General features: G+C 71.6%; 9 protein-coding genes. 8 read left to right on the top strand and 1 reads right to left on the bottom strand.

All coding sequences use genetic code 11. The annotated features are described in order from the left end of the window. Window positions 1-48: 48 nt before the first annotated feature. The 8 genes from nuoI (at window position 49) to AC1DZC_RS00700 (ending at window position 9,758) form a co-directional block, all read left to right on the top strand. Window positions 49-729 carry an NADH-quinone oxidoreductase subunit NuoI gene (gene nuoI / locus AC1DZC_RS00735; RefSeq protein WP_477040276.1) on the top strand — a complete coding sequence of 227 codons (681 nt, stop codon included), beginning with the start codon at window positions 49-51 and terminating at the stop codon, window positions 727-729. Beyond that, complete coding sequence (locus AC1DZC_RS00730; RefSeq protein WP_477040161.1) at window positions 726-1,592, top strand: NADH-quinone oxidoreductase subunit J; 867 nt, start codon at window positions 726-728, stop codon at window positions 1,590-1,592. The genes nuoI and AC1DZC_RS00730 overlap by 4 nt, the downstream gene beginning before the upstream one ends. Further along, window positions 1,589-1,888 carry an NADH-quinone oxidoreductase subunit NuoK gene (nuoK, locus tag AC1DZC_RS00725; RefSeq protein ID WP_477040162.1) on the top strand — a complete coding sequence of 100 codons (300 nt, stop codon included), beginning with the start codon at window positions 1,589-1,591 and terminating at the stop codon, window positions 1,886-1,888. Before AC1DZC_RS00730 ends, nuoK begins: the two co-directional genes overlap by 4 nt. 11 nt (window positions 1,889-1,899) lie before the next feature. Next, complete coding sequence (gene nuoL / locus AC1DZC_RS00720) at window positions 1,900-3,885, top strand: NADH-quinone oxidoreductase subunit L (RefSeq protein ID WP_477040163.1); 1,986 nt, start codon at window positions 1,900-1,902, stop codon at window positions 3,883-3,885. Between the two features lie 14 nt (window positions 3,886-3,899). After that, a complete protein-coding gene (locus AC1DZC_RS00715) occupies window positions 3,900-5,429 on the top strand; it encodes an NADH-quinone oxidoreductase subunit M (RefSeq protein WP_477042125.1) in 1,530 nt (509 codons plus the stop codon). Continuing rightward, the gene (gene nuoN, locus AC1DZC_RS00710; RefSeq protein WP_477041892.1) at window positions 5,429-7,111 is read left to right on the top strand and encodes an NADH-quinone oxidoreductase subunit NuoN; all 1,683 of its coding nucleotides are present in this window, start codon (window positions 5,429-5,431) and stop codon (window positions 7,109-7,111) included. Before AC1DZC_RS00715 ends, nuoN begins: the two co-directional genes overlap by 1 nt. Window positions 7,112-7,187: 76 nt before the next feature. Next, window positions 7,188-8,186: a polyprenyl synthetase family protein gene (locus tag AC1DZC_RS00705; RefSeq protein WP_477040278.1), complete on the top strand. Its 999-nt coding sequence runs from the start codon at window positions 7,188-7,190 to the stop codon at window positions 8,184-8,186. Window positions 8,187-8,255: 69 nt separating this feature from the next. Beyond that, window positions 8,256-9,758 (top strand): RDD family protein, encoded by a 1,503-nt coding sequence (locus AC1DZC_RS00700; protein WP_477041891.1) that lies wholly within the window; start codon window positions 8,256-8,258, stop codon window positions 9,756-9,758. Here AC1DZC_RS00700 and AC1DZC_RS00695 read toward each other — a convergent pair. After that, entirely contained in the window at window positions 9,755-11,914 is a 2,160-nt protein-coding gene (locus AC1DZC_RS00695) for an MMPL family transporter (protein ID WP_477041890.1), read from the bottom strand. The two genes, AC1DZC_RS00700 and AC1DZC_RS00695, sit on opposite strands and share 4 nt — an antisense overlap. Window positions 11,915-12,043 lie beyond the last annotated feature (129 nt).

Below are 12,043 nucleotides of genomic sequence, written 5' to 3'. Positions count from 1 at the left end.
CCGCGCAAGCCTTCCGGCGAGGTGGCCCGGCCCGAGGGCTACCAGTCGATGATCGAGCCGCGGAACGCGGTCTCGGACTTCTTCGCGCCCGTCGGCGGTTTCGGCGTGACGCTCTCGAACATGTTCCGGCCGACGGTGACCGAGCAGTACCCGTCGGAGAAGGTGCCGGCCAAGCCGCGCTACCACGGGCGTCACCAGCTGAACCGGTACGCCGACGGCCTCGAGAAGTGCATCGGCTGCGAGCTGTGCGCCTGGGCGTGCCCCGCGGACGCGATCTACGTCGAGGGCGGCGACAACACGCCCGAGGCCCAGCACTCGCCCGGCGAGCGGTACGGCTCCGTCTACCAGATCAACTACCTGCGCTGCATCTTCTGCGGCCTGTGCATCGAGGCGTGCCCCACCCGGGCGCTGACCATGACCAACGAGTACGAGCTCGCCGGTCCGACGCGCGCGGGCATGATCTGGGAGAAGCAGGACCTGCTGGCGCCGCTGCGCAGCGGCATGCTGCAGGCGCCGCACCCGATGGTCGAGGGCACCACGGATACCGAGTACTACCGCGGTGAGGTCACCGGCTCCACGCCGGCGCAGGTCGCGTGGGTCAAGGAGCACCGTCCCGACGACCCGACGCTGCCCGGCGGTGCCGGTCTCGAGGCCGCCAACGTGCCGGGGCCGACCGCCGCCGTCATGGCCGCCACGGTCGCGGCCGCGACGAGGCAGGGCACCCGATGAGCCAGACGAGTGCGGCCCTGATCCAGGCCCTCGCCGAGACGGGCAAGACGTCCACCGGCGAGGCGGTCCTGTTCTGGTGCCTCGCGCCGATCATGGTGCTGGCCGGCATCGGTCTGCTCGTCGTCAAGAAGGCCGTGCACGCCGCCCTGCTGGTGATCACGATCATGATCTCGCTGGCCATCCTGTACATCGCCCAGGGCGCGGTGTTCCTCGGGATGGTGCAGGTGGTCGTCTACACCGGCGCCGTGATGATGCTCTTCCTGTTCGTCCTCATGCTCGTCGGCGTCGACGGGTCGGACTCGCTGGTGGAGACGATCCGGGGGCAGCGCTGGATCGCGCTGCTGGCCGGCATCGGTCTCGCCTGCGTGCTGGTGGGCGTCGTCGTCACCGCGGTCTACAGCCCGAAGGGCTTCACGCCGGCCGCGGTCAACGACAACCCCAAGGGCATCGCGACGATCCTGTTCGGGCAGTACGTGTTCGCGTTCGAGGTGGTCGGCGCCCTGCTGGTCACGGCGGCGCTCGGCGCGCTGGTGCTCACGCACCGGCAGCGGCTCACCCCGCGTCTCGGCCAGAAGGAGCGGGCCGACGCCCGCGTGGCGGCCGGTGCGATCCTCACGCCTCTGCCCGCACCCGGTGTCTACGCCCGGCACAACGCCATGGACGTCCCGGCGCTCGGCCCGGACGGGCAGCCGCTCGACATCTCGGTGCCGCGCGTGCTGCGCATCCGCGGTCAGGAGGCCGACGCCGAGGAGTTCGCGGCCCGCATCGACCGCGTGCTCGCGGGTGGTTCGGTCGTGGCGGGCAAGACGTTCGGCGCCAGCGAGAGCGTCTCGGGCACTGCAGCGACGGAGGACAACCAGTGAGCCTGTCCAACTACCTCGTGCTGGCGGCGATCCTCTTCTCGCTGGGTGCGACGACCGTCCTGCTGCGGCGCAACGCGATCATCGTGTTCATGGGGGTCGAGCTCATGCTCAACGCCACCAACCTCACGCTCGTCACGTTCTCGCGCATCCACGGGGACCTCACCGGGCAGGTGATGGCCTTCTTCGTGATGGTCGTCGCGGCCGCGGAGGTCGTCGTGGGCCTGTCCATCATCGTGGCCATCTTCCGAACCCGACGCTCGGCCTCGGTCGATGACGTCAACCTGTTGAAGAACTGAGGGGCGGGGACGTGCACACCCTGACAGCCCTGGTGGCGAGCCTGCCATCAGACACGATCGGACCGGCGACCGAGACCGTGAAGGCGGGCATCCTGCTCGTCGCACCTCTGCTCGTCGGCATCCCGCTGCTCAGCGCCGCCGTGCTGCTGCTGCTCGGGCGGCGGACGGACCGCTGGGGCCACTGGCTCGGCGTGCTGGCCTCGTCGGCCGCGTTCGTCGTCGGCGCGATCGTCTTCGTCAAGATGCTCCAGCGGCCCGAGGACTCGCGGGTCTTCGACGTGGACCTCGGCACCTGGATCGATGCGGGCTCGTTCCACCTGAACGCCGGGATGCGGCTCGACCCGCTGTCGATGACGTTCGTGCTGCTGGTGACGTTCGTCGGGACGCTCATCCACGTCTACGCCGTCGCCTACATGGAGCACGACGCGGACCGGCGCCGGTTCTTCGCGTACCTCAACCTCTTCATCGCCGCGATGCTCACGCTCGTGCTGGCCAACAGCTACCTGCTGCTCTTCTTCGGCTGGGAGGGCGTCGGTCTGGCGTCGTACCTGCTGATCGGCTTCTGGAACCACCGGCTCGACTACGCGGTGGCGGCGAAGAAGGCGTTCGTCGCCAACCGCATCGGCGACCTCGGGCTCATCATCGCGATGGGCCTGATGTTTGCGACCTTCGGCAGCGTCAGCTTCGACCAGGTGCTGAACGGGATCGCCCCCGGCACCAGCCAGGCGACGCTCAACGGCATCGCGATCATGCTTCTGCTGGCCGCCTGCGGTAAGTCCGCGCAGTTCCCGCTGCAGTCCTGGCTCGGCGACGCGATGGCCGGCCCGACACCGGTGTCGGCGCTCATCCACGCCGCGACCATGGTGACCGCGGGCGTCTACCTCATCGTCCGGTCCGCGCCGCTGTTCAACGCCGCCCCCGACGCGCAGCTCGTCGTCGTCTGCGTCGGTGCGATCACGCTGGTCTTCGGGGCGATCGTCGGCTGCGCCAAGGACGACATCAAGAAGGCGCTCGCCGCCTCGACGATGTCGCAGATCGGCTACATGGTGCTGGCCGCCGGGCTCGGTCCCGTCGGCTACGCGTTCGCGATCTTCCACCTGCTGACGCACGGCTTCTTCAAGGCCGGCATGTTCCTCGGCGCCGGCTCCGTCATGCACGGCATGGACGACCAGGTGAACATGCGCCACTTCGGCGGCCTGGCGCGGTACATGAAGATCACGTACATCACGTTCGGGTGCGGCTGGCTCGCGATCATGGGCGTGCCGCCGTTCTCCGGCTTCTTCAGCAAGGACCACATCATCGAGGCGGCCTTCGTGCCCGTGGAGGGTGCGCCCTGGCGGGCCTGGGTGTTCGGGTCGGTGGCGCTCCTGGGCGCCGCGATCACCGCGTTCTACATGTCCCGCCTGTTCTTCATGACGTTCGAGGGCGAGAAGCGCTGGACGAACAAGGCCGACGGCGAGCACCAGCACCCGCACGAGTCCCCGAGGCTCATGACCTGGCCGATGATCGTGCTGGCCGTCGGGTCGGTCGGTCTGGGCTGGTACCTCAACGCGGGCAGCAAGTTCGTCGACTGGCTCTCGCCGGTGCTCGGCGCCCCGCACGAGGACGATCCGGTGGTCAACGCGCTCGTGCTGAAGGTCGTCACGCTCGCGCTCGTCGCGGTCGGCATCGTCATCGCCTACCGCCGCTACGCCGCCTCGCACGTCCCCGTGGTCCCGCCGGTCGGCACCTCGCTGACCCGCGCGGCCCGTGTCGACCTCTACCAGGACACCGTGAACGACGTCCTGCTGGTCGAGCCGGGCCAGGCCCTGACCCGCTCCCTCGTCTACGTCGACCGCACCGCGATCGACGGCACCGTGGCGAGCGTCGGTCGGGTCACGGTCGGCCTGGGCGAGATCGCGCGCCGCGTGCAGACCGGCTACGTCCGGTCCTACGCCGCGTCGATGCTGCTCGGTCTCGTCGCCCTCGTCGTCGTCGTCCTGGTCATCCAGAACTGATGGAGCTCACACCGATGTCGTCCTCCTTCCCCTGGCTGACCGCCCTCATCGTGGTGCCGGTGCTCGGCGCCGTGCTGCTCTGGGCGCTCCCGGCCGGACTCCGCAAGCACACGCGGTCCATCACGCTCGCCGTGTCGCTCCTCGTGCTCGCCCTCGGCGTCGGCGCGCTCCTCGCGTTCGACACCGGCGCCTCGCAGACCGTCCAGCTCTACGAGCAGCAGCCGTGGATCCCCGCGCTCGGGGTGTCGTACGCCGTCGGCGTCGACGGCGTCGGCCTCGCGCTGGTGCTCATGTCGATCGTGCTCGTGCCGCTGGTGATCCTGGCCGCCTGGCGAGAGCAGGGCTCGCTCACGGTCCCGACCGACAAGCTGCGCCGCTACCTCGCGCTCGTCCTGCTGCTCGAGGCGTTCATCGTCGCCGTGTTCTCGGCCCGGGACGTGTTCCTGTTCTACGTCCTGTTCGAGGCCATGCTGATCCCGGTCTACTTCATGATCGGCATGTTCGGCGGGGCGCTGCGACGGTTCGCGGCCGTCAAGTTCCTGCTCTACTCGCTGGCCGGCGGCCTGATCATGCTCGTCGCCGTCATCGCGCTGTACCTGCAGGGACCGGGCGGCCCGGAGGGCTTCCTGACGGCCAACCTCACCGGCCTCGACATCGCGCCCACCACCGAGAAGCTGCTGTTCCTGGCGTTCTTCCTGGCCTTCGCGATCAAGGCGCCGATGTTCCCGGTGCACACCTGGCTGCCCGACGCGGCGCAGCAGGCGCCGGCGGGCACGTCGACGCTGCTGGTCGGCGTGCTCGACAAGGTGGGCACCTTCGGGATGCTCACGCTGTGCCTGCCGCTGTTCCCGAACGCCTCGCAGTGGGCGGCCCCGGTGATCATCGTGCTGGCGCTCATCTCGATCATCTACGGCGCCGCCCTGGCCATCGGCCAGAAGGACATCATGCGGCTGATCGCCTACACGTCGGTGTCGCACTTCGGCTTCATCGTGCTGGGCATCTTCGCGTTCACGTCGACGTCGATCGCGGGCTCGTCGTTCTACATGGTCAACCACGGGCTCTCGACCGGGGCGATGTTCCTGCTCGCCGGGTTCCTGGTCGCGCGGCGCGGCTCGCAGGAGATCTCGGCGTTCGGCGGCCTGCAGAAGATCGTGCCGGTGTTCGCCGGCTTCTTCCTCGTCGCCGGGCTCAGCGTCCTGTCGCTGCCGGGCCTGTCCACGTTCATCAGCGAGTTCCTGGTCATCGTGGGCACGTTCGCGCGGCACCCGGCCGCGGCGATCGTCTCGACGGTCGGCGTGGTGCTGGCCGCGATCTACATCCTGTGGCTCTACCAGCGGGTGTTCACCGGTCCGGCCCCGGCCGACCTCGAGGGCACCCCGGACCTGCGCTCGCGCGAGCGCTGGGCCATCGCGCCGCTGCTGCTGCTCATGCTGGTCTTCGGCTTCGTGCCGCGGCCGGCGCTCGACCTGGTCAGCCCGCCGGCGACCGTCACCCTGGAGCAGGTCGGCGTGTCCGACCTCCCCGCCGATGAGGGGAGCAACTGATGTTCACCCCACCCACGATCGACTGGGGGGCCCTGAGCCCCGTCCTCATCGTGCTGGGCGCCGCGATCATCGGCGTCCTCGTCGAGGCGTTCGTCCCGGCCAGGGCACGACGGACCACGCAGCTCGCGCTGGCGCTGACCGCCACGATCGGCGCGTTCGTCGCCGTGGTGCTGCTGTGGCCAGGCGTGGAGGACACCGGCGGCACGACGGTGCTCGGCGGCTCGCTGCTCGTCGACGGACCGACGCTGGTCCTGTGGGCAACGATCGCGCTGCTCGCGGTGGTCTCGCTGCTGATCATCGCCGACCGTACGGAGACCGGCGAGGACGCGTTCGCGCCCAACGCCGCGGCCGTGCCCGGGTCGGACTACGAGGAGGTCGCCCGGCGCAAGGGCGTCCGCCAGACCGAGATCTACCCGCTGGTGCTCTTCGCCACGGGCGGCATGCTGATATTCCCGGCCGCCGGCGACCTGCTGACGCTCTTCGTCGCGCTCGAGGTCCTCTCGCTGCCGCTGTACCTGCTGGCGGGCATGGCGCGTCGTCGTCGCCTGCTCTCGCAGGAGGCGTCGATGAAGTACTTCCTGCTCGGTGCGTTCGCGTCCGCGCTGTTCCTGTTCGGCATCGCCCTGATCTACGGATACAGCGGCTCGCTGCGGTACTCGGACATCGCGAAGGCCATCAGCACGCCCACCGGCATGGAGAGCCTGCTGCTCGTCGGGGCCGTGCTCATCCTCGCGGGTCTGCTGTTCAAGGTCGGCGCGGTGCCGTTCCACACCTGGACGCCCGACGTCTACCAGGGTGCCCCGACCCCGATCACCGGCTTCATGGGCGCGTGCACCAAGGTCGCCGCGTTCGGCGCGCTGCTGCGCATCGTCTACACCGTGTTCCCGGGCCTGAGCTGGGACCTCGGCGTGGTGCTCTGGACGGTCGCGATCCTCACGATGGTCGTGGGCACCGTCGGCGCCCTGGTGCAGAGCGACATGAAGCGCATCCTCGGGTACTCCTCGATCGCGCACTCCGGCTTCATCCTGACCGGCATCATCGCCCTGAACCAGGCCGGCATCACCGCGGTCCTGTTCTACCTGCTCGTCTACGGCGCGGCGACGGTCGGTGCGTTCGGCATCGTCTGGCTCGTGCGGGAGCGGACGGGGAAGGCGGCCGACGGCACCCCCGGCCCGATCCTCGGCGAGGCCACGCACCTGTCGCAGTGGGCCGGCCTGGGGCGGACCAACCCGGTGCTCGCCGTGACGTTCGCCCTGTTCCTGCTCTCGTTCGCGGGCATCCCGCTGACCGCGGGCTTCATCGGGAAGTTCGGCGTGTTCTCGGCCGCGGTCGACGCTGGCGCGTGGCCGCTCGCCCTCATCGGCGTGCTCGCGTCGTCGGCGGCGGCGTTCTTCTACGTGCGGATCATCGTCCTGATGTTCTTCACCAGCCCCGCGGGTGCCGACGACGAGCCGGCGGCCGACGTCTACGCGGCGTCGGGCACGTCGAGCATCGCCGGTGACTCGGCCGTGGCCGTCGAGACGCGGGTCGAGGCCCGCTCCACGATCTCCACGACAGTCGTGAAGACCGAGGGCCTGGCCGTCGCCGCGATCGCGATCTGCGCGCTGATCACGATCGGGCTGGGCATCGCGCCGTCCCCGGTCATCGAGGCGATCCAGGGCGTGGCATCGTTCCTGCCGTGACGTCGAGAGGCTCCCGGCGGCTGGGCCCGTTGCCAAGAACGGGCCGTCGGGAAGATAGGTTCGTGCCGTGACCTCGATGACGGCCTTCCCGCTGGCCGATGCTGCGCTCGGTGAGCGCCTGTCCGCTCGGCTGGAGATCGTCGAGGAGAGGCTGCGCGACGCCGTCACCAACGTCGACCCGCTGGCCGACGACGCCTCGCGCCACCTCGTCAACGCCGGGGGCAAGCGGCTGCGCCCGCTCCTGACGCTCCTGGCCGCCGAGCTCGGTGACGGCTCGCGGCTCGAGGTCATCGACGCCGCGGTGGTGGTGGAGCTCACGCACCTGGCCACGCTGTACCACGACGACGTCATGGACTCCGCGCCGCTGCGTCGCGGTGCGCCCGCCGCGCACGAGGTCTGGGGCAACTCGGTGGCCATCCTCACGGGCGACCTGCTGTTCGCCCGGGCGTCCGCGACGGTCGCCGGGCTCGGTCCGGACGCCGTGCGCATCCAGGCGGCCACGTTCGAGCGGCTCTGCCTGGGCCAGCTGCACGAGACCGTCGGGCCGCGTCCCGACGACGACCACGTGGCGCACTACCTGCAGGTGCTGGCCGACAAGACGGCCTCGCTGATCGCCACGTCGGCCCGGTTCGGCGCGATGTTCTCCGGCTGCCGCCCCGACGTCGTGGCCATCGTGACCGCCTTCGGCGAGAAGATCGGCGTCGCGTTCCAGCTGGCCGACGACGTCATCGACCTGACCTCCGACGGTGCGACGACGGGCAAGACGCCGGGCACCGACCTGCGCGAGCGGGTGCCCACCATGCCCGCGCTGCTGCTCCGCGCCCGGGCCGCCTCGCCCGAGGCCACCGCGCAGGACCACGAGGTGCTCGCGCTGCTCGACTCCGACCTCACCGACGACGAGGCCCTCGCCCGTGCGGTGGCGGCGCTGCGGGTGCACCCGGTCGTCGGCGAGACGCGCGAGCGCGCGGTGGCGCTGGCCCGGTCCGCGGTGCGCGAGCTCGACGCGCTCGACGACGGACCGGTCAAGGACGCGCTCGTCTCCTTCGCGGATGCGCTGGTCGACCGCGCGTCCTGATCCACGCGGCGCGCGTTCTGGCACCATGTGGCAGCGGCCCGCCGAGGGGCCGACTCCGGGAGGTCCGACGTGAGCACACCGTGCGCGGTCTGCGGTGCGTCGCTCGCGCCCGGCGCGAGGCGATGTGCCGCGTGCGGCGCGCCCCCCGGGCCGGTCGCCCGTCGGGTCCCGGTGCGGCCGGTGCTCGACGCGGTCGCCGAGATCACGCCGCAGACGGTGGCGCCCGTCGGCCTGCGGGTGCTGGCCTTCACGATCGACGTCCTGGTCCTCGTGGTCGCGGTGGGCCTCGGCTACCTGGTCGCGGTGGCCTCCGGCGGTCCGCGGGACGCCGCCGGCGCGTGGACCTCGTCGGCTCTCGCGGTCCCCGGCCTGCTGGTCGTCGCGGCCCTGACGCAGTGGCTCGTCGAGGCGGGCACGGGTGCGACGGTGGGCAACGGGCTGACCGGGATCCGCACGATGGGCTCGCGGACGCACCGGCCGGCCGGTCTGCCGGCCATCGGGGTGCGCGTGCTGGTGGAGGTCGCCGGAGCGCTCGTCGCACTGGTCGGTGCCTGGGTCGTCGCCGCGTCCGGCGCCTGGGACCACTCGCCCGCACGCCGCGGCTGGCACGACAAGGCGGCCCGGACGCTGGTGCTGCGGGCGCGCTCCGTGCGGGAGGCCGGCGTCGAGGGCCCGGGCACCGCGCCGGCCGTCGTGCGGGCGCTCGGCGCGCAGCCCGTGCTCGGCCTGGTGCGGCCGGTCCCGGGGGTCGTACCGCCGCCGCGGGAGGCTCCCGCGAGCGACGGCCCGGTCATCTCCACGGCACCCGGGCTCATCCGTCCGGCGCCCTGGAAGCCGATCACCGCATCGCCCGCCGTGGAACCGGTCGAGGTCATCACGGGTCCGCCCGGACCGCGCCCCTCGAAGGTCACCGCGCCGGGCTCTGGATCGGACGCCCCGCTGATCGACGTGCCCAACCGGCTCGTCTCCGGGCTGCCGACACCCGTCGCACCGGGACCGATCATCGGGGCGCCCCCGACCGTGGCGATCTCGATCGTCGCCAAGTCGCCGCGACGCATCCCCCGACTGCCGCGGATCGGCGGCACGTCGAAGCGCCGGCCCGACGGCCTGGTCGAGCCCGAGATCCGTCCCGCCGACCCCGGCCTGCCCGAGCTGGAGCACGCCCGGCTGCGGCCCGACGAGCCCCCGGCTCGGGTGACCGCGCCCGGGCTGGTGCTCCTGTTCGACACGGGGATGCGTCTCGAGGTCGAGGGTGACGGCCTGGTCGGCCGGGCCCCCGACGACGAGCCGGGTCTGACGCACCTCGTCGCGATCGACGACCCCGACGGCTCGATCTCCCGCGTCCACCTGGCGTTCGGCCGCGAGCGCCGGGGGAACCGGCTCTGGGTCGTCGACCGCGGCTCGACCAACGGGACGGTCCTGGTGCGCCCCGACGGCACCGAGCTCTCCCTCGCCCCCGGGAAGAGGGCGAGGGTCGAGGCGGGATGGATCGTGCGGTTCGGCAAGCGCACGATCGAGATCCGCAGCCGGTCGGAGCTGGACTGGCCGGCCCCGACCGACGGCACCGGCTAGGCCGGCACGAGGACCTTGGGCTCGGGCAGCCGCTCCTCGGCGTCCACGTCCACCCGCGGCAGGATCCGGTCCAGCCAGCGCGGCACCCACCAGTTGGCGCGGCCGAGCAGCTTCATGGTCGCGGGCACCAGCACCATCCGGACCAGGGTGGCGTCGATGAGGATCGCGGTCGACAGACCGACGCCGAACATCTTGGTCGCCGCGTCCGCACCGAGCACGAAGGCCAGGAACACGCAGACCATGATCAGCGCGGCCGACGTGATGACCCGACCGGTCTTGGCCACCCCGTTGACGACGGCCTGGTCGTTCGAGCCCGTGGACACGTACTCCTCGCGCACCCGGCTGAGCAGGAACACCTCGTAGTCCATGGAGAGCCCGAACAGGATGGCGAACATGAACATCGGGATGAACGACACGATCGGCACCGTGGACTCGAGGCCGATCAGGTCGGCGCCCCAGCCCCACTGGAACACCATGACCATCACGCCGTAGGACGCCCCGATGCTCAGGAGGTTCAGCAGCACGGCCTTGAGCGGGACGAGCACCGAGCGGAACACGAGCATGAGCAGCAGGAACGACATGCCGAGCACGGCGAGGACGAACACCGGCAGCCGGTCGTTGACGCGGACGCCGACGTCCGCGAAGTTCGCAGTCTGCCCGCCCACGTGCGCCCGCGCCGGGCTGCCCTCGAGGGCGGCGGGGAACACGTCGTGGCGCAGCCTCTCGACCGTCTCGGTCGTCGCCGCGTCCTGCGGTCCGGTCGTGGCGTAGGCGACGATCGTGCCGACGTCGCCGCGTACGACGGGTGCCTCCACGCCGGCGATCCCGGGGTCGTCGGCGATCGCGGACGCCAGGGGAGCGAGGGACGCGGCGTCGCCGTTGAGCGCGACGGCCACGACGAGGGGACCGTTGCGGCCCGGCCCGAAGCCCTCGGCCACCAGGTCGTACGCCTGGCGCTGCGTGAAGCTCGGCGGCAGCGCGCCGTCGTCGGGGATGCCGACGCGCAGGCCCAGCACGGGTGCCGCGAGCGCGAGCAGCAGAGCGACGACGCCGACCAGGTAGACGCGCGGGTGCCGGGTGACGTGCCGGGTCCAGCGCGCCCAGCCCGGGCTCGTGGCGTGCACGGGCCGACGCCCGACGACGCGGCGCCCGGCGAGGGCGAGGAGGGCGGGCAGGAGGGTCACGGACGCGACGACCATGATCAGCACGACCATCGAGATCGCGATCCCGCCCGCCGTCATGAACGGCACCCCCGCGACGGCCAGCCCGAGGATCGACACGACGACGATGCCGCCCGCGAACACGACGGGCCGTCCGGCCGTCGCGATCGACCGGGCGATCGAGTCCTGCATCACCAGCCCGCGCGCGAGGTACTCCCGGTGCCGGGTGGTGACGAACAGCGCGTAGTCGATGCCGACCCCGAGCCCGACCATCGCCCCGAGCACCGGCGCGTAGCTGGGGACGACGATGAGGTTGGCCAGCAGCGCCATCGCGCCGGTCCCGACCGCGAGCCCGAGAACCGCCATGCCGATCGGCAGGAACGCCGCCGTGAACGACCCGAACGCGAGGAACAGGATGACGAGCGCGGCGAGGATGCCGACGAGCTCCCCGACGTTCCCGGCGGACTCCTCGTAGGCGAAGTAGAGGTCGCCGCCCTTCTCCACGCGCAGGTCCGGGCCGCCGTCGAGAGCCTCGAGGTTGTCGAGGTCTGCCGCGGAGAGCTGGTCGATCGTCGGGTACTGGATGCGCAGCAGCGCGACGCGTCCGTCGGGGGACACCACCCCGGACTCCTGGCTCGAGCCGGCCAGCACGGCCGTCGGGTCGGTGGTGCCCAGCACGTGCGGCAGCTCGGCGGCGTCCGACTGCAGCTGCGCGAGCGCGGTCCGGGCCGCGGGGTCGTCGGCGAACGAGCCGCCGTCGGCCGGCGTGACCACGACCTGCGCCGTGAGCCCCGCCTGGCCGGACCCTGCGGACTCGAGCAGGTCGTTGGCCTGCTGCGAGTCGAGGCCGGGCACGCGGAACGAGTCCTCGAGCTTCTCGCCGAAGGCGCTGGACGCCCCGACGACGAGCACGGCGAGCACCAGCCACGCCGAGATCACGGCCCAGGGGCGGCGGGCCGCCGTGCGGCCCAGGCGGAACAAGGTCTGCGACAACATCGGAAGCCTCCAAGGTGGGTGGCTCCGATCGTCCCGACGCGTGGTGGGCCGTCACATCGGCCGCGCAGTGCGGGGCGCCTCCGGCCGAACGGCCGAACGGTTGCCCGTGGCCTGGTCCTTTCGGCCGAG

The sequence above is a fragment of the Cellulomonas sp. P2_B4 genome (assembly GCF_056404795.1).
This window is presented reverse-complemented; position numbering and strand designations above follow the sequence as displayed.